Here is a 26,987-nt window from a genome sequence, read left to right on the forward strand (position 1 = left end):
GTCGCCGTCCACCCGGCAGGTGCGGTCAGTCCTCCGTGGAGGCCGACGGCGCCGCCAGGCCCGCCGTGATGAGGTCCATCACGGACGAGTCGGCCAGCGTGGTCGCGTCGCCGACGGCGCGGTCCTCGGCGACGTCGCGCAGCAGGCGGCGCATGATCTTGCCGGACCGGGTCTTGGGCAGCTCCGGCACCACGAGGATCTTCTTCGGCTTGGCGATCGGGCCGATCTCCTTGCCGACGTGGTCGCGCAGCTCCTTCTGCACCTCGGCGGCGCCCTCGGGCGTGGCCGCCCGGCCGGCGTGGTCGCCGCGCAGGATCACGAACGCGACGACGGCCTGGCCGGTGGTGTCGTCGGCGGCGCCCACGACGGCGGCCTCCGCCACGATCTCGTGCGACACCAGGGCCGACTCGATCTCCGTGGTGGACAGACGGTGCCCGGACACGTTCATCACGTCGTCCACGCGGCCCAGCAGCCAGATGTCGCCGTCCTCGTCCTTCTTGGCGCCGTCACCCGCGAAGTAGAGGCCCTCGAACCGCGACCAGTACGTCTCCTTGTAGCGGTCCAGGTCGCCCCAGATGCCACGGAGCATCGACGGCCACGGCTCGGACAGCACGAGGTAGCCGCCCCCGCCGTCGGGCACCGGCTTGGCCTCGTCGTCGACGACGGTCGCCGCGATGCCCGGCAGCGCCACCTGCGCCGAACCCGGCTTGGCCGCGGTGACGCCGGGGAGCGGGCTGATCATGATCGCGCCCGTCTCGGTCTGCCACCACGTGTCCACGATCGGGGTGCGGTCGCCGCCGATGACGCGGCGGTACCACATCCACGCCTCCGGGTTGATGGGCTCGCCCACCGAGCCGAGCACGCGCAGGGAGGACAGGTCGAACCCGCCGGGGATGTCGTCGCCCCACTTCATGCACGTGCGGATCGCGGTCGGGGCCGTGTACAGGATCGAGACCTTGTACTTCTCGATGAGCTCCCACCAGCGGCCCCGGTGCGGGGTGTCGGGCGTGCCCTCGTACAGCACCTGCGTGGCGCCGTTCACGAGCGGGCCGTAGACCACGTAGGAGTGGCCGGTGACCCAGCCGACGTCGGCGGTGCACCAGTAGACGTCCGTCTCCGGCTTGAGGTCGAACACGTTCTTGTGCGTGTACGCGGCCTGCGTGAGGTAGCCGCCGGTGGTGTGCAGGATGCCCTTCGGCTTCCCGGTGGTGCCGCTGGTGTACAGGATGAACAGCGGGTGCTCCGCCTCGACCGGCACGGGCTCGTGCTGGTCGGACGCGGCCTCCAGCGCCTCGTGCCACCAGACGTCGCGGCCCTCCACCCAGGCCACGTCCTGCTCGGTGCGGCGCACGACGAGCACCTTGCGGACCGTGGTGGCCGCCTCGCCCTCCTTGGGCGCCAGCGCCTCGTCGACGGCGGGCTTCAGGGCCGACGGCGCACCGCGGCGGAACCCGCCGTCGGCGGTGATCACGAGCGTGGCCTCGGCGTCGGCGATCCGGCTGCGCAGGGCGTCGGACGAGAAGCCGCCGAAGACCACGGAGTGGGGCGCACCGATGCGGGCACAGGCCAGCATCGCGACCACGGACTCGACGAGCATCGGCAGGTAGATCACCACGCGGTCACCCGTCGCCACGCCCAGCTCGGTCAGGGCGTTCGCGGCGCGCGACACCTCCCGCTGCAGGTCGGCGTAGGTGACGGTGCGGGTGTCGCCCGGCTCGCCCTCGAAGTGGATGGCGACCCGGTCGCCGTGGCCGGCCGCCACGTGCCGGTCCACCGCGTTGTAGGCGGCGTTCAGCGTGCCGTCGGCGAACCAGCGCGCCACCGGCGCGCCGCTCCAGTCCAGCGTCTCGGTGAACGGCGTGGTCCACGTCACGAGCTCGTTCGCCTGCTCGGCCCAGAAGCCCAGGCGGTCGGCCGCGGCCTTCTCGTACAGATCGGCCTTCGCGTTGGCCTGGGCCGCGAACTCCTCGCTCGGCGGGAAGCTCCGGGTCTCGTGCAGCAGGTTCTCGAGGCTGGGGCTGGCTGCCGAGCCCGACGTCGGGTTGGTGTCTGTCACGGTGACCTCCGGTGCGCGTCTTCGCGTTCGTTCGGGCAGGTGCTTGGGGCTGCCTTGACGTTCTCTCTGGTCGGTGAGTGTAGTCCCGGACGGTGACACCCCTCACAACCCGGTGTCACGTCCTGAGACGTGCGGCGTGCGCCGCGGAATCACGTGGCGACCGGGTGCGTTGGGCCCGGCGTGAGCCTCTTGTTCGAACCCGTCGCCCTCCGCGGCCTGTCCGTGCCCAACCGCGCCTGGCTGGCGCCGATGTGCGAGTACTCGGCCGAGGACGGCCTCCCGAACGACTGGCACCTCGTGCACCTCGGCTCCCGGGCCGCCGGTGGCTTCGGGCTCGTCCTGACCGAGGCCACCGCCGTCGTACCCGAGGGGCGGATCTCGCCGCAGGACACCGGCATCTGGAACGACGAGCAGACCGCCGCGTGGCGGCGCATCGTCGACTTCGTGCACGCGCGCGGCGCCCGCATCGGCATCCAGCTCGCCCACGCGGGACGCAAGGCGTCGACCTTCCGTCCCTGGTCGCCGGTGCAGGGCAGCGTCCCCGTGCCCGACGGCGGCTGGCCCACCGTCGGTCCGTCGGCCTCGCCCTACCCGGGCTACGCCGTCCCCGCCGAGATGACGCCCACGCAGGTCGCGGACGTGCCCGAGCTGTTCGCCGCCGCGGCGCGCCGGGCCCGGGAGGCCGGGTTCGACGCCGTCGAGGTGCACGCCGCGCACGGCTACCTGCTGCACCAGTTCCTGTCGCCCCTCGCGAACACCCGGACGGACGAGTACGGCGGGTCGGTCGACGGGCGCTCGCGACTGGTCGAGGAGACGGTGACGGCGGTGCGGGCGGCCTGGCCGGACGAGCTGCCGGTGCTGGTCCGGGTGTCCGCGACCGACTGGCGGGACGACGGCCTCACGGTGGACGACGTCGCCGCCGTCGCCGGACGGCTCGGTCGGCTCGGTGCCGACCTGGTCGACGTGTCGACCGGCGGTGTCGCGCCGGCGTCGATCTCTGTCGGGCCGGGGTACCAGGTGCCCTACGCGCGTCGGGTGCGCGAGGTGTCCGGGCTTCCGGTGAGCGCCGTGGGCCTGATCAGCGAGCCGGCTCAGGCCGAGCAGATCCTCGTGGAGGGCTCGGCGGATGCCGTGATGCTCGGCCGGGAGGCGTTGCGCGATCCGTACTGGCCGCTGCGGGCGGCGCACGCGCTGGGGGAGAAGATCGGCACGGTTCCCGTGGACTCCGGGGTGGGCACCCAGCCGCAGTACTCGCGTGCTCAGTGGCGATGAGGTCGTGAATCCCCGGACGGCCGCAAGGGGCTGAACGTCGGGAGAAATCGTCGGGGCGGTGATTCTTTTCCGGCTGACCCGCATTCCGCGAAACGATTCGCCGTGCGGCCGGGCTCCTCGCAATTTCCGTTCGCGATCCGGAAGTGCGAGGGCCCGGCCACTGCGGTGGCGAGATCTCGGTCCACGAGCACGGAGTCCGGGAGCATCCTCAAGCCGGATACCGCTCTCACCAGCCGGACGGGGTGACTGCGCTCTCGCGGTCCCTTCCGCCCTGAATACTTGCTGTGAACACAATCACACTGCCTTGTGCGCACAAATGCAACCTGGGCGGAGTGATCTTCACAATTGCCAATTCCTGTCATGTCGCCAATTGGCTGCGAAAATCTTCGGCCTTACCTTTGCTTGACCTGGTCCTGTCGCGCGCCGGACCTGGGAGCCCTGTCGTCCGGTCCGGTCACGCGAGCCGGCGGCGGGCCCGGCGCCGGCTCGCGCGCCAGACCAGCCACGCGGTGAGGCCCACCGCCGCCACGGCGACCACCGCGATCAGCGGAGCAGGCTCGATGCGGGGACGCAGCGCCACCGGCCGGGTGAACGCCAGCACGCCCCAGCCCGACTGCAAGGCCCGCCGCCTCAGCACCCGGTCCGGGTTGACCACGTAGCCGTGCCCCACCGCGGCCAGCATCGGGGCGTCCGTGATGGAGTCGGAGTAGGCGAAGCAGCCCGCGAGGTCGTAGCCCTCACGCACGGCGAGCCGGCGCACTCCCACGGCCTTGTTGTCGCCGTAGTTGTAGAAGTCGATCTCGCCCGTGAACCGGCCGTCCTCGACGGTCATCTGCGTGGACAGCACGTGATCGGCACCGAGCACCGCGGCGATCGGCTCCACCAGCACGGCGGCCGAGGCCGAGACCACCACGACGTCCCGGCCGGCGGCGTGGTGCTCGGCGATGAGCTCGACGGCTTCCGCGTAGACGTACGGGTCGATGAGCTCGTGCACCGTCTCGGTCACGATCTGCCGGACCTTCTCCACGTCCCAGCCCGTCACGAGCGACGACAGGTGCGCGCGCATGCGCTCGGTCTGGTCGGCGTCCGCGTTCCCGATCATGAAGACGAAGTGGGCGTAGGCGCTGCGCAGCACGTCGGCGCGCGACAGGAGCCCGCCGGCGAGGAACGGCTTGGAGAAGGCCGCCGACGAGCTGGTCGCGATGATCGTCTTGTCGAGGTCGAAGAACGCGGCGGTGCGCGCCGTGCGCGCCGCCGGCCGGGATGCGGTCTGGGGAACCTGCTCGGTCACCCGCCGAGCCTAGCGGCGTGATCCGGTCGGGGGTGCCTCACGACGGAGTGTCCGCGAACCGGTTGGAACTCGTGCCGCACTGCGGCAGACCCTCGTGACGGCGCGTCAGGCCGAGGACGTCTCCCACAGGCGGCCTTTTCCGCAGTCTGTGCACAACCTGCCGGCGGCGGCCGATACGCCGACCGCCCGCCCGTCAGTCTCGTACCGGAGCCCGGCGAGCACGCCGGGCCGAGGGCCGGGGCGGTGCCCGGTGAGGGCCCGGCGGCGACCGGGCGAAGGAGGCGGCGATGGACAGGTCAGGCGGCGAGGTGCCGGAACCGGGACGGATGATCGGCGTGATCGGGGCGTGCGGCGGCGCCGGTACGTCCGTGGTGGCCGCGTGCGTGGCCCACGGCCTGCGCCGGGGCGGCGAGCGCGCCACGCTCGTCGATCTCGACACCCACGGCCCGGGGACGGACCTGCTGCTGGGGTCGGACGGCGCCCGCGGTGCCCGCTGGCCGGACCTGGCCGAGGCCCGCGGCGACGTCGACGGGACGGGCGTCGTGGCGGCACTGCCGCGCTGGGGTGCCGTACCGGTGCTGAGCGGCAGGCCGTACGGACCACCGCCGGACGACGACGTGGTGCTCGGCGTCTGCCGCGGGCTCGTGCGGGCCGGTGAGTCCCTGGTGCTCGACCTGCCGCGTCCCGCTGCCTGGGGGAGCGCGACCCGTCGCGGGCCGGGCGCGGTGCCCGGCACCGACGAGCCGGCCCTGCGAACTCTCCTGGGTGCCTGTGCCACCGCCCTGCTCGTCGTGCCGCTGACACTGCGTGCGGTGGTCGGCGCCCAGCGGGTCCGTGACGCCCTGCGCGGAGCCGGCGTGGCGGACGTCCGGGTCGTGGTGCGCGGTGCCGCGCCCGGCGCGGTGCACGAGGTGGACGTCGCGGCCGGGCTGGGCCTGCCGGTCGCCGGGTGCATGCCCCGCGACGGCGGGCTCGCCGGCGCGGTCGAACGGGGCGACGGCCCGGCGACGTCCCACCGGGCTCCGCTCGGCCGGTTCGCCACGAACCTCGCGGACGCGCTGTGAGGCCGCCGGCCGCCTCGGTGTCGCTGCTCGATGACGTCCGCGCACGCCTGGCCACCGGGCACACCGGCGCCGGGACCGCGGTCCGTGACGCCGTCCGGGACTCCGGCCGCGTGCTCGGCTCCGACGCGCTGCGCGACCTCGAACGCGCGGCCCGGGCCGAGCTCACCGGGGCCGGGCCCTTGCAGGCCCTGCTCGACGCACCCGACGTGACCGACGTGCTCGTCAACGGGCCGCACGACGTGTGGGTCGACCGCGGGGCCGGCCTCGGCCGGGTCCCGCTGGACCTGGGATCCGCGGCCGCGGTGCGGGCGCTCGCGGTGCGGCTCGCAGCCCTGGGCGGACAGCGGCTCGATGACGCCTGCCCCACCGTGGACGCCCGCCTGCCCGACGGGACGCGGCTGCACGCCGTCCTCGAACCGCTCGCCGAGTCCGGCGCCGTGATCTCCCTCCGGGTGCTCCGCACGCGAGTGCTCACGCTCGACGAGCTCGTCGCCGGCGGTGCCCTGCCCGCCGACTGGCCGGGTCTGCTGCGCTCGCTCGTGCGGCGCCGGGCGAACGTGCTGGTCAGCGGAGGGACCGGAACGGGCAAGACCACACTGCTCGCGGCTCTGCTCTCGCTCGTGCCAGCCACCGAGCGCGTGGTGACCGTCGAGGAGGCGCGTGAGCTGCGGCCCGACCACCCGCACGTCGTGCACCTCGCGGCCCGCCGCGCCAACGTCGAGGGCGCGGGAGCGGTGGACCTCGCCGACCTCGTCCGGAACGCGCTGCGCATGAGACCCGACCGGATAGTGCTCGGCGAGTGCCGCGGCGCCGAGGTCCGTGAGGTGCTCATGGCGATGAACACCGGGCACGACGGCGGCTTCGCGACCCTGCACGCCAACTCGGTGGCGGTGGTGCCCGCCCGGCTGGAGGCGCTCGCGGGCCTGGCCGGGATGACCCGCGAGGCGGTGGCGGCCCAGGCCGCCGGGGCGCTCGACGTGGTGCTGCACCTGAGGAGGTCGCGCGGGGTGCGCCACCTGGCGGAGATCGGACTGGTGGGGCGCTCGGCCGGTGGTGAGCTCGAGGTGCGGACGGCCGCGTGGCGGGCCGGGGACGGCCGGGTCACCACGGATCCGCACGCCTGGCACGAGCTCGTGCGGAGGTACGGGCCGTGGTGACGTTCGTGGAGCCGCTGCTCGTGGGGCTGGCCGCCGCCGCGGGGCTCTGGCTCGTCCTGGCGCGCGGCGGCCGCCGCCTGCGGGATGTGCTGGACCCCGGGGAAGCAGGTCCGGTCCCGGCTGCCGCTCCCCGCGCCGGTTCCCACGGCGGCTCGCCGGGCACGGCAGGCGGCGCCACCCGGCGCCGGCGTGGGCAGCGGTCGCGGACGGACACGAGCCCAGGGGGCGATCTCCGGGTCGTCGTGATGCAGGTCGTCGCGCTGCTCCGGGCCGGAACCCCGCCCGGGGCGGCATGGTCGCGCGCGTCCGGAGTGGGTGTGGACCTCGCCGGGGTGCCCGACGCCGCCGGGCTCGCCCGGGTGCTCGGCGCGCGGCACGCCGAGGCGGTGGTCGCGGCGACGCGGCTCGCGCTGGACGTCGGCGCCCCGCTCGGTCAGGTCCTGGAACAGGTGGCCGGGACGCTCGTGGCGGAGGCCGAGGCGACGGCGGAGCGGGATACCGCGCTGGCCGGTCCGCGGACGACGGGTCGGTTGCTGATGTGGCTGCCGGTCGTGGGCGGGCTGCTGGGCTGGGCGCTCGGCGCTGACCCGGTCGCGACGGCCACGGACGGCGGTATCGGGACGGCGGCCGTGGCCGTGGGCCTGGTGCTGCTCGGCGCGGGCCGGCTCTGGACGGACCGGCTGGTGGCGGTCGCCCGCGGGGCGGCCCGGCCCGGCGTGGACCTCCAGGTGGTGCTGGCGCTGGTGGCCGCCGCCCTCCGAGCCGGGGCCGGGGTGCCACGAGCTCTGGAGGCGACGGGCGTCGCGGTGGGCGGTCCGGACGGGGCCGTGCTCGGCCGGGCCGCGCGTGCGCTGGTGCTCGGCGCCGGCTGGGACCGGGCATGGGCAGCCGCTCCCGCGGCACTGGCCCCGCTGGTCCGGGCTCTGCGCGGAGCCTGGCTCGACGGTGCCGCGCCCGGCGACGCGCTGCGTGCCGCGGGTGAGGAGGTGCGCCACGAGCGGCGGACCAGCGCGCGGAACGCCGCAGCCCGGCTCGGGGTGCGGCTCGTGCTCCCGCTGGGCGCCTGCTACCTGCCTTCGTTCGTGCTGGTGGGTCTGGTCCCGGTGCTGATGGCGCTGGGTATCGACCTGCTCACGGGCTAGCCGGGCGGTGACGACCTCGGCGTGCTGACCGCGCGCCGGTGCCGTCCGCCGCACGGCGGACGGGGTCCGTGGCGACGGACCGACGAGGAACCCCCGCGCCGTCGGCGCACGGGGTGCGGATGCCCGGACACGGGCGGACAAGGAGGAGACATGACGATGACGACGACGAGAGCGGTGGCGGTGGCGGGTCCCGAACCGGAGGAGCGGGCGGGGGCCGGCGAGCAGGACTCGGAGAGGGGGCTGGCCACCGCCGAGTACGCGATCGCGACGGTGGCCGCCGCGACCTTCGCCGGCATCCTCCTCGCGGTGGTCAAGGGCGGCGGCGTCAAGGGGATGCTCACGTCCCTGATCCAGTCGGCGCTCTCGCTGGGCTGACCGATGGCGCAGCGTGAGTCGGAGCGAGGCACGGTCACGGCGGAGCTGGCCGTCGGGCTGCCGGTCGTGGTGCTGGTCCTCGTCGCTGTGCTCACCCTCGCGGCCGCGTCCACGGCGCAGATGCGCGCCCTGGACGCGGCCCGCGCGGGGGCACGAGCGGTGGCGATCGGGGAGCAGGAGCCGGCGGTGCGCGCGGCAGTGGCGCGGGTCGGAGGTACCGAGGCGGAGATGGCGTTCGCCCACGAGGGCGCCTGGGTGCGGGTGACGGTGACCCGGCCGGTGGCGGGCGGCTGGTTCACCGGGCCGCTCCGGGCCACGGGGTCGGCGACGGCGTGGGTGGAACCGTGAGGTCCGGCCGGGGCGAGCGGGAACGAGGCGCCGGCACGGTCCTGGTCCTCGGCGTCGTCGCCGTGATCCTGGTGCTCGCCCTCGGGATCGGGGCGCTCGGCGCCGCCCAGAATGCCCGCGGAGCCGCGCAGGCTGCCGCGGACCTCGGCGCCCTCGCCGGTGCGACCGCGCTCCGTGACGGTTTCGATCCGTGCGGTACCGCGGGCGCAGCGGTGCGGCGCAACGGCGCGGAGACCGCGTCGTGCGACGTGCTCGGCGGGGGCGTGGTGCGCGTGGCCGCCACGCGTGCAGTGGCCGGGCCGGGCGGGGATCTCGGCCGGTTGGGACAGGCCCGGGCGACGGCGCGTGCGGGTCCGCGGGTGGACGGCGCCGACCCGTCCGCACCGGAAAGGGGATGACACGGGCTCGGTACGGTTCGTAGTATCTCTGCTATGGATGGTACGAAGGATGCGATGAGCGCGCGGAAGGCACCTCCACCGTCGGGCGAGGTGGCGCTCGACGTACGTGACCTGCGGATGCGCTACGGGACCAAGGACGTCCTCACGGGTGTCTCGTTCACGGCGCACCGGGGCGAGGTCGTCGCACTGCTCGGGCCCAACGGCGCGGGCAAGACCACCACGATCGAGATCCTCGAGGGCTTCCGGATGCGGTCGGCCGGCGAGGTCTCGGTGCTCGGGCAGGATCCGGCGCACGGGGACGAGGCGTGGCGCGCCCGGCTGGGCGTCGTGCTCCAGTCGTGGCGCGACCACGGCCGGTGGGCGGTCCAGGACCTGCTCGGATATCTGGCCCGGTTCTACCGGCCGTACGCGACCCCCGAGGTCTCGCGGCCGTGGGACGTGGACGAGCTGATCAGGACCGTGGGCCTGGCGGAGCACGCGCGCGCCAAGGTGCAGACCCTGTCGGGCGGGCAGCGCCGGCGCCTGGACGTGGCGATCGGGATCGTCGGCCGCCCGGAGCTCGTGTTCCTCGACGAGCCGACCGCGGGCTTCGACCCGCACGCGCGGCGGGAGTTCCACGACCTGGTGCACCGCCTCGCCGACTTCGAGAACACCACGATCCTGCTGACCACGCACGACCTGGACGAGGCCGAGAAGCTGGCCGACCGGATCCTGGTGCTCGACCACGGGACGATCGTCGCCGACGGGTCGGCGGACCAGCTCGCCCGGGAGCTGGCCACCCAGGCCGAGGTCCGCTGGACGTCCGGCGGGCAGCGGCAGGTCCACGCCGTGGCGGAGGGTGACCCCACGGGATTCGTCCGCCAGCTCCTGGCGGGCGACCCCGGCGTCACCGACCTGGAGGTCCGGCGGGCCAGCCTGGAGGACACCTACCTGTCGCTGGTGCAGCGGGCCGAGACCAACCAGGCCGAAGCGAACCAGGCCATGACCAGCCAGTCCGCGGCCGGCCAAGATGCCGCCAACCAGTCCGAGGAGGTGCAGTCATGACCACGGCCACACGGTCCGACGCGCGGTGGGGTGCCGTGCGGGCAGGGCTCTCCCGCGGCTGGCTCGAGACGAAGTACTCGGTGCGGGACCCGGGCGACCTCGTCTGGAACCTGGCGTTCCCCCTCATCTACGCGGTGGTGCTGCTGTTCATGCGTGGGAGCACCGTGCCCGGGACGGACTTCTCGCTGGGGGCCAGCGTGCTGCCGGGGCTGGTCGGCATGAGCATCGCGTTCGGTGGGCTGACCGGCCCGGCCAGCACGATCGCCGTCGACCGGGAGGACGGGACGCTGCTGCGCGCGAAGGCCACGCCCGACGGCATGATCGGCTACCTCGTCGGCAAGATCGTGATGTTCGCCCTGACCACCCTGGTGACCCTGGTCGTCCTCGTCATCCCAGGGGCCACGGTGGCGGGCGACCTGCGGCTGGATGCCCGGACCTGGCTGCTCCTCGTGCTCGTCTTCCTGATGGGGATGGTGGCCACGGTCCCGATCAGCGTCGCGCTCGGATCGCTGTTCAAGAGGGCGTCGCAGACCGGGCTGCTGTTCCTGGGCTCGATGCTGCTCGTCGTGCCGTCGGGGATCTTCTACCCGATCACGGCGCTGCCCGAGTGGCTGCAGTGGGTGGGGCAGGTGTTCCCGTACTACTGGCTCGGGCTGGGTGCGCGGTCGGCGATGCTTCCGGACGAGATGGCGGTCTCGGAGATCGGCGGGTCGTGGCGCACGCTGGAGATGTTCGCGGTGCTCGGTGCCTGGGCGGTCGTGGGTATGGTGCTGGCGCCGATCGTGCTCCGCAGGATGGCCCGCGGGGCGTCGGGTTCCACGGTGGCTGCGGCGCGGGAGCGCTATGTGACCAAGGGGTACTGAGTGGTGGCAGAGCAGTCCGACGTCGTGCACAACCGCATCGCGATGCTGCGCGCCGAGCGCGGCATCTCGCGACGTGAGCTCGCGGAGGCTCTCGGTGTGCACTACCAGACCGTCGGCTACCTGGAGCGCGGCGAGTACAGCCCGTCGCTGTACCTCGCACTGCGCATCGCGGAGTACTTCGACGTGGCCGTCGAGGTGGTGTTCTCGACCAGCCCGTTCAAGCGGCTGGGCGAGTGACCGACGGGGCGGCGCCCTGGGGGTCGTGCGAGAGCACGGCGTCCAGGAGCCGCACGGCGGCGTCCTTGTCGAGCGGCGCGTTGTAGGAACCGCACTTGGGGGACTGCACGCACGCCGGGCAGCCGTCGGCGCAGGGGCAGGCCGCGATCGCGTCCCGCGTGGCGCGCAGCCACGTGGCGCCGAGCTCGTAGGCGCGCTCGGCGAAGCCGGCACCGCCGGGGTAGGCGTCGTAGACGAACACCGTCGCCTCCCCGGTGTCCGCGTGCAGCTCGGTCGACACCCCGCCCAGGTCCCAGCGGTCGCACGTGGCGAGCAGCGGCAGCAGCCCGATGGCGGCGTGCTCGGCGGCGTGCAGTGCGCCCGGCGTCTGCTCGGGGGAGATGTCGGCGGCGCGCAAGACGAACTCGGGTACGGACCACCACACCGCCGTCGTGCCGAGGGTGTGCTCGGGCAGCTCGAGCTGCTCGGTGCCCAGCACCTGCATGTCCGGCACCCGCCGCCGCTGGTAGCTCACCACCTGGGACGTCACCTCGACGGGGCCCAGCCCCCACGTGACCGGGCCCCACTCCCGGGTGACCAGGTCGTGGCCGGTGTCGTCGGAGGCGTCCGGCCGGGCACCGGGTTCGGCCGACGGTCCGTCCTCCGTGCCCGCGGGCCCGGTGTCGTCCCAGCCCTCGATGGCGACGGACATCACCGAGCGTGACCACGTCCCGTAGTCCAGCCGCCTTCGCTGCACGACGGCGGTGTGGTCGGTCAGGTCCAGGTGCGTCACGACGTAGCTGGTGCCCTGGTGCACGTAGACCGCGCCGTCGTGCACCTGCCCGTCGGCCGATGCCGCGTCGACCGTGCCGAGCATCCGGCCCGTGCCGTGCTCGACCACGCGCACCGGGGTGCCGCCCGCCCCGCGCAGGTCGGTCAGGCCGGCGGCAGCCTGGTGGTGGGTCCAGTACCAGCCGGAGGTCCGACGCCGGAGCGCGCCCCGGGCCACGAGCACGTCGAGAACGCCCCGGACATGCCCAGGCGCGCCGAACGCCGCGAGGTCCTCCGTCCGCAGCGGCGCCTCCTGGGCCGCCGCGCACAGGTGCGGCGCGAGGACGTGCGGGTTCGCCGGGTCGAACACCGTGGCCTCCAGCGGGGCGTCGAACACGGCCTCCGGATGGGTCACGAGATAGGTGTCGAGCGGGTCCTCGCGTGCGACGAACGCGACCAGGCCGTCCGCCCCGGCTCGTCCGGCTCGGCCTGCCTGCTGCCACAGGGACATCCGCGTGCCCGGCCAGCCGGCGATGAGCACGGCGTCCAGGCCGGAGATGTCCACGCCCAGCTCGAGCGCGTTCGTGGTCGCCAGGCCGAGCAGGTCACCGGTGCGGAGCGCCTGCTCCAGCTCACGGCGCTCTTCCGGTAGGTACCCACCGCGATAGGCGGCGATCCGACGGGCGACCCCGGGGTCCGCGTGCCGGAGGTGGTCGCGTGCCTGCTGGGCCACCGACTCCGCGCCGCGCCGGGAGCGCGTGAACGCGAGGCTGCGGGCGCCGGTCGCGGCGAGGTCGGCGAGCAGGTCGGCGACCTCGGCGGTCGCGGAGCGCCGCGGGTGCTCCGGCGGGGCCTCGGCGGCGACGGCGTCGGCCTCCGGGTCAGGCTCCGCCTTGAGCGCCGGTTCCGCGGCGGGGGCGGCGCCCGGCCCGCCGCCGGGACCAGGATGAGGCAGCGCCCACGGGTCCGTCGCTGCGAGGTCGGCACCTTGCCTCGAGAACGGCACATCGACGGACCGATCTCGCGGCGACTGACCGACCTCGGCGTCGTCGGCCGGAGCAACCGGTGGCCGCCAGCTCGCGATCTCCGGGGGCTGCCACAGCACGACGGTGCGGCGTCCCGAGGGCGAGGTGTCCTCGGTGACGGCGGTGACGTCGTCGGGCGTCACGCCGATGAGGCGGGCCGCACTGACAGCGGGCTGTGCCGTCGTGGCCGAGGCGACGACGAACGTCGGGGAGCCCTCCCCGTACCGCGCCGCGAGCCGCGCGAGGCGGCGCAGCACGAGGGAGACGTGCGCGCCGAACACGCCGCGGTAGGCGTGCCCCTCGTCGACGACGACGTACCGCAGTCCCTTCAACAGCCGTGACCAGCGGCGATGGTTCGGCAGCAGGGCGTAGTGCAGGAAGTCGGGGTTGGTGAGGACGACGTCGGCGTGGTCCTGCACCCAGGAGCGCTCCTCGCGCGAGGTGTCGCCGTCGCACGTCGCGACGCGGACCTCACGGGTGCCGGCCGCGTCGAGGACGCGTTGGAGGGCGCTGAGCTGGTCGGCGGCCAGGGCCTTGGTGGGGCTGAGGTAGATCGTCGTCGGACGGACCCGCGCCGACTCGATGTTCCCGGGATCGAGCGTCGCGGCAGCGGCCGCGGTCCGGACCGCGGACAGCGTGGGCAGCCAGAACGCGAGCGACTTACCGGACCCGGTCGACGTCGCCAGCGCGGTGTGCCGGCCGCGGTGGACGAGGTCGGCGGCGACCGCCTGGTGCGTCCACGGCCGGTCGACGCCGAGCTTCCGGTAGCCCTGCACCACCGTGGCGTCCGCCCAGCCGGGCCAGTCGGCGTGCTCCGCCGTCCGCTCGGGGAGGACACGCGACGCCGTCATCTGCTCGGCGCGCGCGCCGCCGGCGAGCAGCACGTCGAGCAGGGGGTGGGTGGATACCTCGGGCACGGTGGACAGTCTCGCACCCGATGGAGTTCTCAAGGTGTGGTCAGGCGTGCGGTACCTACCAGTACCAACTGGTTCAAGCCGGACGAGTTCACCCGCGAAATGGCTCAGGTGCGCTGTCCGGCGCGGATAGGTTCACGCAGCACAGCAGGTCACGCGGCTAGCGCAGGAGGACAGATGAGACGCTCCCTGATTTCCGGAGCAACAGCGGTCGGGATGGTGTTGGGAGCGTTCGTCACACCAGCCGTGGCCGCGGAGTCGAGGTCCGCCGCTGAGTGCAGCATCACGGTCTGGGGCGAGGCGGAGGCGGCAGCGCTCGCCGAGGCGTGCGACGAGGACGTCGAGGTGCTGGGCGGGGCCAAGGACGGCACAAGACTCTTCGCCGAACCGGGCGGGACGATGCGTGCCGAGGTCTCGAGTACCGATCCCTTCATGTCGACGCGTGCGACGGCCCGCACCGCGCTCAGCCCCGGAGCGCCGGCCGCCTATGGCTGGACCGGTACGCAGTGGCTGGGTTACTGCGACCCGGGCGAGTACGCGGACGGCTGCGACGTCGAAGGTGTCCAACGGCTTGCCTGGCAGTTCGACGGACTCACGATCCTGCAGGACCTGGCACCGGGGGACGTCACGTCGGCCGAGCTGGTCGTGCGCGGTCAGAACGCGTGGCTCGACGACGTGAGCTGCACCCCGAGCCGACTCGACCTCTATGACATCCCGCCGATCTCCGCCGGTACGGGTTGGGCGGCCACAGCGACGTGGACGCAGGACCGGCGGGTCGGGGACATCGAGTTCTACTGGCCGGCGTGCGAGCAGACTCCCGCGTACACGGGCTACTTCGACTTCGACGCCACGCAGCTCGCCGTCAACGCCGTGCGCGACAACCGGTCGACGGTGACGGCAGGGCTGCGGGCGGCGGACGAGACCTGCATGACGTGCGGGTGGAACTCGTTCAAGCCCGACGCGACCCTGATCGTCCGGTTCAGCCGGGCGCCGCTGGCACCCACCGGCCTGGAGGTCGGGGTACAGGGCTCGACGCAGGCGTGCACCACCGAGCGTGCGTTGCGGACCCTGTCACCGTATCTGTCCGCGGACATCCGCGACCCCGACCCGGCCAACAGCACGGACCCGGGTGAGACGGCTCGTGTCACGGCGACGTTCAGCGTCGCCCGGGCCGACGCACCCGGCGTCGTGCTGTGGCAGGGGCCCGCGTCGGGCTCGTACGACAACCGGCACACCGTCGCCATCCCCTCCGGGATCCTTGAGGGTGGCACCCGTTACGTCTGGTCCGTCTTCGGGACGGACGACGGAGGACTGGTCGGGCCTGCGGCGTCGTGCACCTTCACCGTCGACATCACCGCTCCGGCCGCCCCCGTGGTCACGCCTGTCGTGGGCGGCCAGGCCGTCTACGTCGAAGGCGCGGTTCGCGGTGGGATCGGCGTCCGCGGCTCGTTCCGGCTGACGACGACGTCCGACGACGTCGCCGCGTATCGGTACGGCGTCAACACGCAGACCATGCTGACCGAGGTCAAGGCCGGCCTGAACGCCGCTCTGAGCGTCACGCCCACCCGGTCCGGGCTGAACTATGTGTCGGTCGAGGCGATCGACCGGGCGGGTAACCGCAGCAGGGCGACGGTCTACGAGTTCTACGTCTCCTACGCCGCACCCGTCCCGTCGCCCCCGGCGATCACGGTGAGCGGGCCGACGTCGTACACGTTCGGCAGCAAGCCCAGTGCCTCGGTGACGCTCAGCGCCGACGCCGTGACCCCCTACGGGACGGTGACCGTCACCTCCGGGTCGGCGACGCTGGGGAGCGCCGTCTTCGACGAGCGGACGGAGCAGGTCGCGCTCAACGGTTCTGCCCTGGGTGCGGGCACCCGGACCCTGACCTTCACGTACCGTGCGTTCCCCGGCGCGCCGGCGTGGAGCACCCAGCGGACCGTGACGGTCAAGCCGCTGTCGTTCTCCGTCCCGCGGTCGCCCTCGATCTCGGGTACCGCACAGGTCGGCAAGGTCCTCACGGCGAACCGGTGGACCTGGACCCCGACGCCCACCACGGTGCGGTACCAGTGGCGGGTCAACGGCGTGGCCGTCGCGGGGGCGACGTCGTCCACGTGGAAGGTGCCTGCCTCTGCCCAGGGCAAGAAGGTCACGGTGGCGGTCACCGGGTCGAGGTTCGGGTATGCGACCCGGACCGTGGTGAGCCCCGCGACCGCGGCGGTGAAGGCAGGCACCTTCGTGGTGCCGGCGCTGAAGATCACGGGCACGGCGAAGGTCGGCTACACGCTCAAGGCGGTACGCGGCACCTGGACGCCTCAGCCCAGCGTCGTGAAGTACCAGTGGAAGGTGGGCGGTGTCGTGGTCAAGGGCGCGACCGGCTCGTCGTTCAAGGTCCCGGTGTCCGCCAAGGGCAAGCGGATCGTCGTCGTCGTGACGGGCTCGCGGGCCGGGTACACCACCCGGACCGTCTCCGCCCTGACCCCGGTGGTGCCCTGACCCGGTGGAGAACAGGGCCGCAGAGCGCATCGGCCGGAGCGACCCGAGGGGACGCTCCGGCCGACGGCCGGGTGGAGGGACGCCGCTCAGTCCCGGAACGTCTCGATCCGCGCCCCGAGCTCGATGAGCCGCTCGGCGAGCTGCTCGTAGCCGCGGGCGATGATGTCCACGTCGCGCAGCACCGACGTGCCCGTGGAGGCGAGCATGCCGAGCAGGATGACCACGGCCGGGCGGAGCGCGGGCGGGCAGCTCACCTCGGCGCCGCGCCAGCGCGTCGGGCCCGTGATCTGCAGGCGGTGCGGGTCCATGAGGCGCACGTCGGCGCCGAGGCGAGTCAGGTCCGTGAGGTGGATGGCCCGGTTCTCGTAGACCCAGTCGTGCAGGAGGGTGGTGCCCGTCGCACGTGCCGCGATGACGGCGAAGAACGGCAGGTTGTCGATGTTCAGGCCCGGGAACGGCATCGCGTGGATCTTGTCGATCGGGGCGCGCAGCTCGCTCGGGTGCACCGTGACGTCGACGAGGCGGGTGCGGCCGTTGTTCGACAGGTACTCGGGGCTGAGGGTGTACCGCTGCCCCATCTCGGCGAGGGTGGCGAGCTCGATCTCCATGAACTCGATCGGTACCCGTGTGACGGTGATCTCGGACCCCGTGACGATGCCGGCGGTCAGCAGGCTCATCGCCTCGACCGGGTCCTCCGAGACGGTGTACTCGACGTCCGTCTCGAACCGGGAGCGTCCGTGCACGCGCAGGGTGGTGGTGCCGATGCCCTCGATGCGGACACCCAGCAGCTCCAGGTAGAAGCAGAGGTCCTGGACCATGTAGTTGGGGCTGGCGTTGCGGATGGTCGTCACGGCGTCGCGGCCGGCCGCCGCCATCAGGGCGTTCTCGGTGACGGTGTCGCCACGCTCGGTGAGCACGATGGACAGGTCGCCGGTGCCCGGGGTGACCGTGGCCTGGTAGTGCCCGGCGGTCGCGACGACATCGAGGCCGAACGGGCGCAGGGCGATCATGTGCGGCTCGACGGTACGGGTGCCCAGGTCGCAGCCGCCCGCGTAGGGCAGCTCGAAGTTCGGCTCGCGGCCGAGGAGCGGGCCGAAGAACATGATGATCGACCGGGTGCGCACGGCGGCGTCGACGTCGATGGACGCCAGGTCGAGGGACTCGGGGCGGACGATCTCGAGGTCGCGGCCGTTCGGTGCCCACGTGGCGCTGACGCCGATGGAGCGCAGCACGTCGAGGATGCGGTCCACCTCGACGATCCGGGCCACGTTGCGCAGCACGGTGCGGCCGTGGTTCAGCAGCGACGCGCACAGCAGCGCGACGGCGCCGTTCTTGGACGAGTTCACCGCGATCGTGCCGGAGAGCTGGTGCCCGCCCTCGATCTGCAGGTGGGTGCGGCGGTGCGCACCGACGGTGATGAGCTCGGAGTCGAGGGCGGCGCTGATGCGGCCGATCATCTCAAGACTGAGATTCTGCGCCCCCTGCTCGATGCGGTGCACCGCGCTCTGGCTCGTGCTCAGCCGGTCGGCGAGCTGGGTCTGGGTGAGTCCACGGTGCTGGCGCGCGCTGCGGACCAGGGCTCCTACCTGCGCGGCGTCTACCGCGGGGATCGATCCGGTCAGCGGTCGTTCGGTGCTGGCGATAGTCACGGCGACGACTCTAACTCACATATGAGATACGTGCGCACTCACAGGTCGAAGAGCGTCGGCTGCTCCAGGTAGACACCTTCCGTCTCGAGCATCCGCACCTTGGTACGCGGCCCGCCCCGGGCCGAGAACCCGCCGACACGCCGCCCGGCAGCGAGCACGCGGTGGCACGGCACGATGGGCGGGAACGGGTTGCGTCCCATCGCCTGCCCGACGGCCTGGGCGGCCCCCGGCGCACCCAGCTCGGTCGCCACCTCGCCGTACGTGCGGGTCTCGCCCGGCGGTATGGCCCGTACGATCTCGTACACCCGGCGGTCGAAGTCGGGGACGGCGCTCATGTCCAGGGGTATCTCGGCCAGGGTGCCGACACCGTCGGCCAGCAGGCGGGTGAGCGCGGCCGCCGCACCCTCCACCGGGGACGGCGGGGCCTCGACGGCGCTCGGGTACCAGCCGTGCACGGCACGCCGGACCTGCTCGGGGCCGCCGTGCGGCAGGGCCGAGCCGACGATCTCACTACGCTCGTTCCAGACGAGCGCGCACTCCCCGATCGCCGTCGGGACCACCGCGAACTCGAGCCTGTCCTGGGCCATGGACCACACCCTAGGCGGAGCCACCGACAGTCACGGTCACCGCAGGGGCCTGGTCAGCCCTCCGTCCAGCGCTCCGCCAGGGCGCTCGCCTTCTCCGCGGCGTCCGGCCCGCCACTGCCCGTCGCGCCCAGGCTGCCCGCCGCCGCCAGCCCGTCGGCGTAGCCCACGGCGTAGGTGGTCACCGGCGCGGCCGGCCGGGCGACGGCGTGCGCGGCGTCGCGCGCCAGGTCGAGCACCGCGCCGACGTCGACCGTGCCGGGCGGGAGCCCGAGCTCCTTCTCCAGCGCCGTTACCCAGCTGTCGAGCTCTGCCATCTCGTGTCCCTTCGCAGGTGGTGCGCCGTCAGCGGTCGGGCCGGACGCCCAGCCGGGCCGCGTCGGCGGGGGTGTCGATGTCGTCGCTCCAGCCTGCCGGGTCCGTGACCTCGGTGCAGCGCAGCGCGCCGACCAGCCGTCGCATCGAGGCGCCGTGCGCATCGGTCCCGTCCAGCGCGGCGTCGAGGGCGGCCCGGCGGTACAGCCCCACCAGCCATTGGGCCCGCCCGTCACGGACCAGGTGGGCGCCGTCGCCCGGTTCACGTGAAACGGCGTGCTCCAGGGCCGTCACGGCGTGCACCGCGTAGGGAACGTCCACCGCGAGGACCAGCACCCACGGTGCGCCGGGTGCCGGCAGGGCGCGCAACCCTGCGGCCAGGCCTGCCACGGGTCCGCCGAACGGCGGTTCCTCACGTGTCAGGCGGGCTGCCGGCATCGGCCCGGGCGGCACCGCCGGCACAGCCCCGTGGCGGGGTGTAGCGGGCCGTGCTTTCCCGAGCCCGTCCGCCAGCTCCGGCGGACCCACCACCACGACCTCGCGGGCCGCCGCGCTCGCGGTGAGCGCGCGATCGAGGAGCGGCGCGCCGTCGACCACGAGGTCGGCCTTGGACGCCCCGTCCAGCCGGGTGGCGCGGCCCCCGGCGAGGATCACGGCGTCGTACACGAGAGCGTGTGTCCCGGCGACGCCGGCGGCCGGCCGGGTCATCGCAGCATCAGCACCTCGACAGGGTCCCCGGCGCGCACCTTCTCGACGTCGGGCGGCACCAGGGCCAGGCCGTCGGCGCAGGCGAGGGCGGACAGCGAGTGGCGGGATCCGAGCGGCACGACGCCAGGGGCGTCCAAGAGCGTGGGGTCCGCGCCCGCGTCGGGCGGCGGCGAGGTGAGGTGCCCTGCCGGACCGGGCAGCGCGGCCGACGCGGTCCCGGGCGGTCGCACCACGCGGACCGGGACGACGAGGAGTCGGCCGGGCGAACCCGGCCAGTCCGCTGCCGCGGGGAGTACTGCCGTGGAGGGCAGGTTGCTCCGCGTAGACATTGTCGACGCAGAGTGACCGACCTCCGCGGGGCGCCCTCGGAGGCGGTCGACGGCCGGCCGCACGAAGAGCTCGAACGACGCGTACGCGCCGACCGGGTTGCCGGGCAGCGCGAGCCACGGGACCCCGCGCCAGCGCGCCAGAGCCTGCGGCCGGCCGGGGGACATGGCGACGGCGGCGACGTCGACGTCCGTGGCGTCCGCGCCCCACGCGCCAGACCCCAGGACCTCCCTGACGACGTCGGCAGCTCCCGCCGACACGCCCCCGGCGGTCACGACCAGGTCGGCGGGGTGCCCGGGCTCCCGCGGACCTGCGTCCGGCCCGATACCGCCCGCGTCCGGCCCGTCGCCGCCCCCGTCCGGCCCGATACCGCCCGCGTCCGGCCCGACGCCGCCCGCTCCGGCCCCGACCGCCCCGCCGACCGCCTGGCCGACCGCCTCGTCGAGTGCCGCGCGGAGCGCCGCCGGATCGTCCGGGACCGGCCCGATCCGCACCACGTCGGCGCCGGCTGCGCGCGCGGCGGCGGCGAGCATCGGCCCGTTGGAGTCGGTGATCTGGCCGGGCCCGGGCACCGAGCCGACCGGCACCAGCTCGGCCCCCGTCGAGATCACGGCGACCAGGGGGCGCCGTCGGGCAGGGACGCGAACCGTGCCCGACGCCGCCAGCGCACCCACGAGCGCCGCCGTCACCTCGGTCCCGGCGCGGGCGAGGAGCTCGCCCCGCCGCACGTCCTCGCCGGCGGCCCGGACGTGCGGGCGGGGCCGGCGGGTGAGCGTGACCGAATCCTCCGTGCGGGGCGCCCCGGCGACGAACCGGCCGGTGGACGTGTGCTCCACGGGGACGACGGCGTCGGCCCCGGGCGGGAGCGGCGCGCCGGTCATGATCCGCACCGCCTGCCCCGGCCCCACCGGGTCCGGATCGCCCGGCCCCGCGGCGACGTCGCCGGTCACGCGGAGGGTGACCGGGGAACCGTCGGGCGGCAGGTCCGTCAGGCGCACGGCGTAGCCGTCCATCGCGGCGCTGTCGAAGGGCGGCACGGACACCGCGGCGTACAGGTCCTCCGCGACGACCTCCCCGAGCGCGTCGGCGACGTCGACCGACCGGGCCGGCAGCGGCGCGACCAGGCCGAGCACCCGCTCGATGTGCTCTGTGACGCCGCGCAGCCGCTGCTCCATGGGTCCGACCCTAGGCCAGGCGGGCGCACCGGTGATCTGCGGAGCTGCACCGGGCCACGGCGAGCGACGCGCCCTCACACCGGGCACCGGCACGCTGTGCGTTCTTCCTTACGGTCGATTAACTGCTCTTTGTCGGGCGATGAAACACCGTCTCCCTAGTTTCTTCAGCGTCGGTCCGACGTCGGGCCGGCCCCGGGTGCGGCACCCTGCCGGCCCGGGTGCGCCCGGCGTCGTCGGGCATACGCCCATGCAGGGAGGACACCGTGTCCACTCCGACCACACGCGACGAGCAGACGGTCGCCGACGAGCACGCCGGCCCCGCCGACACCGCCCCCAGGTCCATGATCCAGCGCCGCACCGGACGCTGGATCGACCACTGGGACCCCGAGGACAAGACCCTGTGGGAGGACGGCGGGCGCCGCACCGCGCGCCGCAACCTCGTGCTCTCCATCTTCGCCGAGTTCCTGGGCTTCGGTGCCTGGGCCCTGTGGTCGATCGTCGTGCCGCAGCTGCCGGCCGCCGGCTTCGACCTCACGGTCGACCAGATGTTCTGGCTCATCTCGGTGCCGAGCCTCGTCGGCGCGACCCTCCGCATCCCCTACACCTTCGCCGTGCCGGTGTTCGGCGGGCGCAACTGGACCATCGTCTCGGCACTGCTCCTGCTGCTGCCCACCGGGGCGCTGATCCTCACCGTCTCCGACCCGACCACGCCGTTCCCGCTGCTGCTGGCGGCTGCGGCGCTCGCGGGACTGGGCGGCGGCAACTTCGCCTCGTCGATGGCGAACATCTCGTTCTTCTTCCCCGAGAAGGAGAAGGGTGCGGCCCTCGGCTGGAACGCCGCCGGCGGCAACATCGGCACGGCGGCCGTGCAGCTCGCGGTGCCGCTCGTCATCGTGACCGGTGCCGGCGTCGCGCTCGACCGCGCGGGCCTGATCTTCATCCCGTTCATCCTGCTCGCCGCGTTCCTCGCCTGGCGCTGGATGGACAACCTCTCCACCGCCAAGGCCGACCCGCGCTCGTTCGGCGTGGCCGTCCACGACAAGCACACGTGGATCATCAGCTTCATCTACATCGGCACCTTCGGTTCGTTCATCGGCTACGCGGGTGCCTTCCCGACGCTGCTGGCCAGCGAGTTCCCGCAGGTGGCCCTGCCGCTCGCGTTCCTGGGTGCGCTCGTGGGATCGGTCGCGCGGCCGCTCGGCGGGATCATCGCCGACCGGGTGGGCGGCATGATCGTCACGATCGGCGCCTTCGCCGTCATGGCCCTCGGCGCCATGGGAGCGATCTGGGCCCTCGGGGCCGGCAGCTTCCCGGTCTTCTTCGGCTCGTTCCTCGGCCTGTTCGTGGCCACGGGCGTGGGCAACGGCTCCGTCTACCGGATGATCCCCGCGGTCTTCCGGGTGAGCGGCGCCACGGCCAAGGCCGCCGCCGGGTGCATCGGCATCGCCGGGGCCATCGGCGCGTTCGGCGGGTTCCTCATCCCGCGCGGGTTCGCGCTCTCCACCACGGTGACCGGGTCGCTCGTGCCCGCGCTGTGGCTGTTCGTCGGCGTGTACGCCGTCATGGCCTTCGTCTGCTGGTTCGTCTACGGGCGGGGCGCCATGGCCGAGGCGCGGGTCTGACGGTGCTCGCCGCTCCCGTGGCCGGGACCCCGGCCGGTGTCGACTCGCACTGCCCGTACTGCGCGCTCCAGTGCGGGATGTCGCTGACGCCGCGCCCGGCTGGGGCCGGCACAGGTGCAGCCGCGCCCGACGCACCTGCGGGTGCGGCGGGCGCGGCGCCCGAGGTACGGCCGCGCGACTTCCCGACGAACCGTGGCGGGCTCTGCCAGAAGGGATGGACGTCGGCGGCGGTCCTGGGGGCGACCGACCGCATCGTCACGCCGCTCGTCCGCCGCTCCCTGCTGGCCGGGTCGGTCCAGGGGATCGACCCGGCAGCTTCCCGCGGCGAGCCAGGGGACTCGGGCGATCCGCTGGTGCCCGTCCCCTGGGCGGCCGCCCTCGACCTGGTGGCGGACCGCCTGGCGCAGCTCCGGGCCGAGCACGGGCCGCAGTCGGTGGCCGTGTTCGGCGGGGGCGGGCTGACCAACGAGAAGGCGTACGCGCTCGGCAAGTTCGCGCGGACCGTGCTGCACACCCCCCACATCGACTACAACGGCCGCTTCTGCATGGCGTCGGCGGCCGCCGGCATGAACCGGTCGTTCGGCGTCGACCGGGGGCTGCCGTTCCCGCTGGCCGACCTCGGTGGGGCCCAGGCCGTGCTGCTCCTCGGGTCGAACCTCGCCGAGACCATGCCTCCGGCCGTGCAGCACCTCGCCGGCGCGCGCGCCGCGGGCGGGCTCGTCGTCGTCGACCCGCGGCGGTCCGCGACGGCCCGGCTCGCGGACGACCCGGCGTCGGAGCAGCCTGCCCAGGGTGTGCACCTGGCACCCGTGCCCGGCACGGACCTCGCGGTACTGCTCGGGCTGCTGCACGTGGTGCTGGCCGAGGGGCTCGCCGACCGGGCCTACCTCGCCGAGCGCACCACCGGGTTCGACGACGTCGCCCGGTCCGTGGCCGGCTGGTGGCCGGAACGGGTCGAGTCCGTCTCGGGCGTGCCCGCGACCGAGCTGCGCCGCGTGGCCCGGCTGCTGGCCGCGGCCGCACCGGTGCACGGCGGCTCCGGGGCGTACGTGCTGACCGGCCGCGGTGTCGAGCAGTCCACGCAGGGCACGGCCACCGTCACCGCGGCGATCAACCTCGCCCTCGCGCTGGGGCTGCCCGGCCGGGTCGGCTCCGGGTACGGCGCGATCACCGGGCAGGGCAACGGGCAGGGCGGCCGGGAGCACGGGCAGAAGGCGGACCAGCTCCCCGGCTACCGCAAGATCGACGACCCGGCAGCCCGTGCGCACGTCGCCGCCGTCTGGGGCGTGGACCCGGAGACGCTGCCCGGCCCCGGGGTCCCGGCGGTACGGCTCCTGCGTTCCCTGGGTACGCCGGGCGGACCGCGGGCACTGCTGGTGCACGGGTCCAACGTCGTGGTGAGCGCGCCGAACGCGGGCGGCGTCATCGAGCGGCTCAAGAGCCTCGACCTGCTCGTGGTGTGCGACTTCGTGCCGAGCGAGACGGCGCTCCTGGCCGACGTCGTGCTCCCCGTGACCCAGTGGGCCGAGGAGGAGGGCACCATGACGTCGCTGGAGGGCCGGGTCATCCGCCGGCGGGCCGTCGTGCGGCCGCCCGGCGAGGCCCGGTCCGAGCTGTGGATCCTCGCGGAGCTGGCGCGGCGCCTCGGCGGCCCCGCGACGCCGGCCTTCCCGACCGACCCCGCCGTGGTGTTCGACGAGCTCGCCCGGGCCTCCGCGGGCGGTCCGGCGGACTACTCGGGCCTGTCCCACGCCCGCCTCGACGCGGACGAGGCGTCGGGCGGGCCGGGCCTGTTCTGGCCGGTCCCGGCCGGTCCGGCCGGTCCGGCCGAGGTACCGGGCCGGGCCGGACCCGGCGGTGTCGCGGTCCCGGCCTGTCCGGCCGGCGCCTCTGGCACGCACGAGCACCCGGGTACGCCCCGCCTGTTCCTCGACCGGTTCGCGACGCCCGACGGCCGGGCGCGCATGGTCGCCGTCGACCATGTGGGCCCGAGCGACGAGGTGCGGCCCGGCGCCCCGTTCTACCTGGTCACCGGGCGGGTGCTGCAGCACTACCAGTCAGGTGCGCAGACGCACCGCGTCGCGGAGCTGGAGCGCCTGGTCGCGGAGCCGTACGTCGAGCTGCACCCGGTGCTCGGCTTCCGGCTCGGCCTGCCCGACGGCGCCCGCGTGCGCCTCACCAGCGCGCGCGGCCGGGTCGAGGCGACCGCCCGCTGGACCGACGCCGTGCGCCCCGACACGGTCTTCATGCCGTTCCACTGGAGCGGCATCGGGTCGGTCAACCAGGTGACGACGGACGCCACCGACCCGATCTCCGGGATGCCCGAGTTCAAGGTCTGCGCGGTCGACGTCGCGGCCGTGCCGTCGAGCGACCCGGCCGAGGCGGAGCCGGTCCCCGAGCGGACCGCGTCCGAGCAAGCCCACCCGCGCCCCAGCGAGAAGGAGCTGTCGACATGAACCTGCGTGTCCCCGTGAAGGTGGTCGTGGTCGGCTTCGGGATGGTCGGGTCACGGCTCGTGGACGAGCTGCTGCGCCGCGAGCCCGAGGCGTTCGACGTGACGGTGCTCGGCAGCGAGCCGTACGAGCCCTACAACCGCGTGCTGCTCAGCGACGTCGTGGCCGGACGCACCGACGTCGCCGCCATCACGATGCCCCTGCCCGACGGCGCCCGCGTCACCGTGCGCCGGGGCGTGTCCGCCGTGTCGGTGGACCGGGCGTCGCGGGTGGTCACCGCCGACGACGGGACCTCGCACCCGTACGACCACCTGGTGCTCGCGACCGGTGCCGCGGCCCGCATCCCGCCCATCCCGGGCCTGCGCGGCGCCGACGGCGGCCTGCCCGCGGGCGTGCACGCCCTGCGGACCCTCGACGACGCGCGCGAGATCGTGGCGGCCACGGTCAACGCACCCCGCGCCGTCGTGGTGGGCGGGGGCGTGCTGGGGCTGGAGGCTGCCGTCGGGCTGGCGGGGCGAGGGCTGAACGTGACCCTCGTGCACCACACGGGCTCCCTGATGGAGCGGCAGCTCGACCCCGAGGCGGCGGACGTGGTCCGCGCGGGGCTGGAGGCGCAGGGCGTGACCGTGCTGCCCGACCGGCTGTCCAGCGAGGTGCTCGTGGCGGGCGGCCGCGCCGTCGGCGTCCGGGTGCGGAGACGGACCGGCGCCGGGCCGGACGATCCGGGGGCGGAACTGCACGAGGAGGTGGTCGCCGCGCGGCTCGTGGTGTTCTCGATCGGCACCGTGCCGGAGACCGGGCTCGCCGCTGCGGCCGGGCTGTCGACCGACCGGGGCGTCGTGGTGGGTCACGACCTGGCCAGCCCCGACGACCCACGGGTGCACGCGATCGGCGACTGCGCGCAGCCGCCGGGCGGGTCGCGCGGGCTCGTCGCCGAGGGGTGGGACCAGGCCCGGCGGCTGGCGGAGAAGCTGGTGTCGCTGGTGGAACCCGTCGTCGAGCCGGCCGCGGTCGTGCTCGGCCGGTCGGCCGGGCCGCACCTGCGTGTCCCGCGCGACGACGCGCAGCCCAGCATGGCGGTGCGGCTCGGTGCCCTGCTGACCAGCGGCGCCACCACGCGTGCGCAGTCGGAGCGCGGGATCGACACGCGTGGCACCGACGTGGTCAAGGTCAAGGGTGGCCCGCTCAGCGTCACCACCATGGGGGTCTGCGGGCCGGTGCGGCCCGACGGCGGCGCACAGCGTGCGGTGCGCCTGGCCGACCCGCGCGCTGGGCGGTACGTCGAGGTGGTGGTGGCGGACGGCGTGCTCGTGGGCGCCACGTGCGTGGGCGACCCGCGGGTGGCCGCCGACCTCACGGCTGCCTACACGCGGCGCACGCCGGTGCCGCACGACCCGGCGTTCCTGCTGCTGACGCCCGTGATGGCCGCGGCGGCCCCGGCGTCGTCCCCCGAACACATGCCCGACGACGCCGTGGTGTGCCGGTGCAACGGCGTGACCAAGGGGGACATCGGGTCCGCGTGCGCGGCGGGCGCGCACACCGTGGAGGACGTCACCCGCGAGACCCGCGCGACGACGGGCTGCGGCTCGTGCAAGGACGCCGTGTGCGGGCTGGTCGCCTGGCTCCGGGCACCGGAACGGTCCGTCCCGGAACCGGCGTAGCCGTGCGAGGTGCGCTTCTACCCAGTCATCTCGCCCGGGATCGAGCTCCGTCCGGGCGAGATGA

The 26,987-nt window shown here is 74.2% G+C and carries 22 protein-coding genes; 14 read left to right on the forward strand and 8 right to left on the reverse strand.

The features are described from left to right. Positions 1-25: 25 nt before the first annotated feature. The gene (gene acs, locus ACIG47_RS02630) at positions 26-2,056 is read right to left on the reverse strand and encodes an acetate--CoA ligase (RefSeq protein ID WP_397429477.1); all 2,031 of its coding nucleotides are present in this window, start codon (positions 2,054-2,056) and stop codon (positions 26-28) included. A gap of 180 nt (positions 2,057-2,236) precedes the next feature. On the opposite strand from acs, the gene ACIG47_RS02635 reads away from it, so the two are divergent. After that, on the forward strand, positions 2,237-3,328 hold the full coding sequence (locus ACIG47_RS02635; protein ID WP_397429478.1) for an NADH:flavin oxidoreductase/NADH oxidase: 1,092 nt from the start codon (positions 2,237-2,239) through the stop codon (positions 3,326-3,328). A 454-nt stretch (positions 3,329-3,782) separates the two neighbouring features. Here the strand turns inward: ACIG47_RS02635 and ACIG47_RS02640 are convergent, their stop codons facing one another. Further along, a complete protein-coding gene (locus tag ACIG47_RS02640; RefSeq protein ID WP_397418070.1) occupies positions 3,783-4,619 on the reverse strand; it encodes an HAD family hydrolase in 837 nt (278 codons plus the stop codon). 287 nt (positions 4,620-4,906) lie between these two features. Between ACIG47_RS02640 and ACIG47_RS02645 the strand changes: the two genes are divergently transcribed. The 9 genes from ACIG47_RS02645 (at position 4,907) to ACIG47_RS02685 (ending at position 11,247) form a co-directional block, all read left to right on the forward strand. Next, on the forward strand, positions 4,907-5,683 hold the full coding sequence (locus ACIG47_RS02645; RefSeq protein WP_397429479.1) for a pilus assembly protein FlpE: 777 nt from the start codon (positions 4,907-4,909) through the stop codon (positions 5,681-5,683). After that, the gene (locus ACIG47_RS02650; protein WP_397429480.1) at positions 5,680-6,840 is read left to right on the forward strand and encodes a TadA family conjugal transfer-associated ATPase; all 1,161 of its coding nucleotides are present in this window, start codon (positions 5,680-5,682) and stop codon (positions 6,838-6,840) included. The genes ACIG47_RS02645 and ACIG47_RS02650 overlap by 4 nt, the downstream gene beginning before the upstream one ends. Continuing rightward, positions 6,834-7,982 (forward strand): type II secretion system F family protein, encoded by a 1,149-nt coding sequence (locus ACIG47_RS02655; RefSeq protein ID WP_397429481.1) that lies wholly within the window; start codon positions 6,834-6,836, stop codon positions 7,980-7,982. The genes ACIG47_RS02650 and ACIG47_RS02655 overlap by 7 nt, the downstream gene beginning before the upstream one ends. Before the next feature lie 156 nt (positions 7,983-8,138). Beyond that, a complete protein-coding gene (locus tag ACIG47_RS02660; RefSeq protein ID WP_397429482.1) occupies positions 8,139-8,357 on the forward strand; it encodes a DUF4244 domain-containing protein in 219 nt (72 codons plus the stop codon). A gap of 3 nt (positions 8,358-8,360) precedes the next feature. Next, a complete protein-coding gene (locus tag ACIG47_RS02665; protein ID WP_397418082.1) occupies positions 8,361-8,705 on the forward strand; it encodes a TadE family type IV pilus minor pilin in 345 nt (114 codons plus the stop codon). Further along, positions 8,702-9,103, forward strand: a complete 402-nt coding sequence (locus tag ACIG47_RS02670) for an Rv3654c family TadE-like protein (RefSeq protein WP_397429483.1) — start codon at positions 8,702-8,704, stop codon at positions 9,101-9,103. Before ACIG47_RS02665 ends, ACIG47_RS02670 begins: the two co-directional genes overlap by 4 nt. 54 nt (positions 9,104-9,157) lie before the next feature. Next, entirely contained in the window at positions 9,158-10,147 is a 990-nt protein-coding gene (locus ACIG47_RS02675) for an ABC transporter ATP-binding protein (RefSeq protein WP_397429484.1), read from the forward strand. Continuing rightward, positions 10,144-11,010, forward strand: coding sequence for an ABC transporter permease (locus ACIG47_RS02680; RefSeq protein ID WP_397429485.1), 867 nt, complete (start codon positions 10,144-10,146; stop codon positions 11,008-11,010). Before ACIG47_RS02675 ends, ACIG47_RS02680 begins: the two co-directional genes overlap by 4 nt. Continuing rightward, positions 11,011-11,247, forward strand: coding sequence for a helix-turn-helix transcriptional regulator (locus ACIG47_RS02685; protein ID WP_397418092.1), 237 nt, complete (start codon positions 11,011-11,013; stop codon positions 11,245-11,247). It abuts the gene before it with no gap. On the opposite strand, the gene ACIG47_RS02690 is transcribed toward ACIG47_RS02685, so the two are convergent. Continuing rightward, a complete protein-coding gene (locus ACIG47_RS02690; protein ID WP_397429527.1) occupies positions 11,228-13,873 on the reverse strand; it encodes a DEAD/DEAH box helicase in 2,646 nt (881 codons plus the stop codon). The genes ACIG47_RS02685 and ACIG47_RS02690 overlap by 20 nt on opposite strands. Before the next feature lie 240 nt (positions 13,874-14,113). Here ACIG47_RS02690 and ACIG47_RS02695 point away from each other — a divergent pair, with 240 nt between their 5' ends. Next, positions 14,114-16,429 (forward strand): hypothetical protein, encoded by a 2,316-nt coding sequence (locus ACIG47_RS02695; protein WP_397429486.1) that lies wholly within the window; start codon positions 14,114-14,116, stop codon positions 16,427-16,429. 86 nt (positions 16,430-16,515) lie between these two features. Here ACIG47_RS02695 and ACIG47_RS02700 read toward each other — a convergent pair whose 3' ends face one another. From ACIG47_RS02700 to ACIG47_RS02720, 5 genes are read right to left on the reverse strand one after another with little or no spacing between them, the layout of a single operon-like run. Continuing rightward, complete coding sequence (locus ACIG47_RS02700; RefSeq protein ID WP_397418098.1) at positions 16,516-18,078, reverse strand: UDP-N-acetylglucosamine 1-carboxyvinyltransferase; 1,563 nt, start codon at positions 18,076-18,078, stop codon at positions 16,516-16,518. A 38-nt stretch (positions 18,079-18,116) separates the two neighbouring features. Continuing rightward, the gene (locus ACIG47_RS02705; protein WP_397429487.1) at positions 18,117-18,665 is read right to left on the reverse strand and encodes a methylated-DNA--[protein]-cysteine S-methyltransferase; all 549 of its coding nucleotides are present in this window, start codon (positions 18,663-18,665) and stop codon (positions 18,117-18,119) included. A 53-nt stretch (positions 18,666-18,718) separates the two neighbouring features. After that, positions 18,719-18,979, reverse strand: coding sequence for a DUF6457 domain-containing protein (locus ACIG47_RS02710; protein WP_397429488.1), 261 nt, complete (start codon positions 18,977-18,979; stop codon positions 18,719-18,721). A gap of 28 nt (positions 18,980-19,007) precedes the next feature. Beyond that, the gene (locus ACIG47_RS02715) at positions 19,008-19,685 is read right to left on the reverse strand and encodes a molybdenum cofactor guanylyltransferase (protein WP_397429489.1); all 678 of its coding nucleotides are present in this window, start codon (positions 19,683-19,685) and stop codon (positions 19,008-19,010) included. Beyond that, positions 19,682-21,187 carry a molybdopterin molybdotransferase MoeA gene (locus tag ACIG47_RS02720; RefSeq protein WP_397429490.1) on the reverse strand — a complete coding sequence of 502 codons (1,506 nt, stop codon included), beginning with the start codon at positions 21,185-21,187 and terminating at the stop codon, positions 19,682-19,684. Before ACIG47_RS02720 ends, ACIG47_RS02715 begins: the two co-directional genes overlap by 4 nt. A 263-nt stretch (positions 21,188-21,450) precedes the next feature. Here ACIG47_RS02720 and ACIG47_RS02725 point away from each other — a divergent pair, with 263 nt between their 5' ends. From ACIG47_RS02725 to ACIG47_RS02735, 3 genes are all read left to right on the forward strand, one after another. Then, positions 21,451-22,809, forward strand: a complete 1,359-nt coding sequence (locus ACIG47_RS02725) for an MFS transporter (RefSeq protein WP_397429491.1) — start codon at positions 21,451-21,453, stop codon at positions 22,807-22,809. Between the two features lie 77 nt (positions 22,810-22,886). Then, positions 22,887-25,265 carry a molybdopterin oxidoreductase family protein gene (locus ACIG47_RS02730; protein WP_397429528.1) on the forward strand — a complete coding sequence of 793 codons (2,379 nt, stop codon included), beginning with the start codon at positions 22,887-22,889 and terminating at the stop codon, positions 25,263-25,265. Beyond that, on the forward strand, positions 25,262-26,923 hold the full coding sequence (locus ACIG47_RS02735) for an FAD-dependent oxidoreductase (protein ID WP_397429492.1): 1,662 nt from the start codon (positions 25,262-25,264) through the stop codon (positions 26,921-26,923). Before ACIG47_RS02730 ends, ACIG47_RS02735 begins: the two co-directional genes overlap by 4 nt. The last annotated feature ends 64 nt before the right edge of the window (positions 26,924-26,987 follow it).

The sequence above is a fragment of the Promicromonospora sp. NPDC052451 genome, from assembly GCF_044547525.1.
GTDB lineage: Bacteria > Actinomycetota > Actinomycetes > Actinomycetales > Cellulomonadaceae > Promicromonospora.

Excerpts from the sequence above, each read along its gene's own strand:
- ACIG47_RS02720 (WP_397429490.1), bottom strand. The coding sequence starts at position 21,187 with ATGGAGCAGCGGCTGCGCGGCGTCACAGAGCACATCGAGCGGGTGCTC.
- ACIG47_RS02735 (WP_397429492.1), top strand. The coding sequence starts at position 25,262 with ATGAACCTGCGTGTCCCCGTGAAGGTGGTCGTGGTCGGCTTCGGGATG.
- ACIG47_RS02695 (WP_397429486.1), top strand. The coding sequence starts at position 14,114 with ATGAGACGCTCCCTGATTTCCGGAGCAACAGCGGTCGGGATGGTGTTG.
- ACIG47_RS02715 (WP_397429489.1), bottom strand. The coding sequence starts at position 19,685 with ATGACCCGGCCGGCCGCCGGCGTCGCCGGGACACACGCTCTCGTGTAC.
- ACIG47_RS02710 (WP_397429488.1), bottom strand. The coding sequence starts at position 18,979 with ATGGCAGAGCTCGACAGCTGGGTAACGGCGCTGGAGAAGGAGCTCGGG.
- ACIG47_RS02660 (WP_397429482.1), top strand. The coding sequence starts at position 8,139 with ATGACGACGACGAGAGCGGTGGCGGTGGCGGGTCCCGAACCGGAGGAG.
- ACIG47_RS02690 (WP_397429527.1), bottom strand. The coding sequence starts at position 13,873 with ATGACGGCGTCGCGTGTCCTCCCCGAGCGGACGGCGGAGCACGCCGAC.
- ACIG47_RS02680 (WP_397429485.1), top strand. The coding sequence starts at position 10,144 with ATGACCACGGCCACACGGTCCGACGCGCGGTGGGGTGCCGTGCGGGCA.
- ACIG47_RS02665 (WP_397418082.1), top strand. The coding sequence starts at position 8,361 with ATGGCGCAGCGTGAGTCGGAGCGAGGCACGGTCACGGCGGAGCTGGCC.
- ACIG47_RS02705 (WP_397429487.1), bottom strand. The coding sequence starts at position 18,665 with ATGGCCCAGGACAGGCTCGAGTTCGCGGTGGTCCCGACGGCGATCGGG.
- ACIG47_RS02730 (WP_397429528.1), top strand. The coding sequence starts at position 22,887 with ATGTCGCTGACGCCGCGCCCGGCTGGGGCCGGCACAGGTGCAGCCGCG.
- ACIG47_RS02645 (WP_397429479.1), top strand. The coding sequence starts at position 4,907 with ATGGACAGGTCAGGCGGCGAGGTGCCGGAACCGGGACGGATGATCGGC.
- ACIG47_RS02675 (WP_397429484.1), top strand. The coding sequence starts at position 9,158 with ATGAGCGCGCGGAAGGCACCTCCACCGTCGGGCGAGGTGGCGCTCGAC.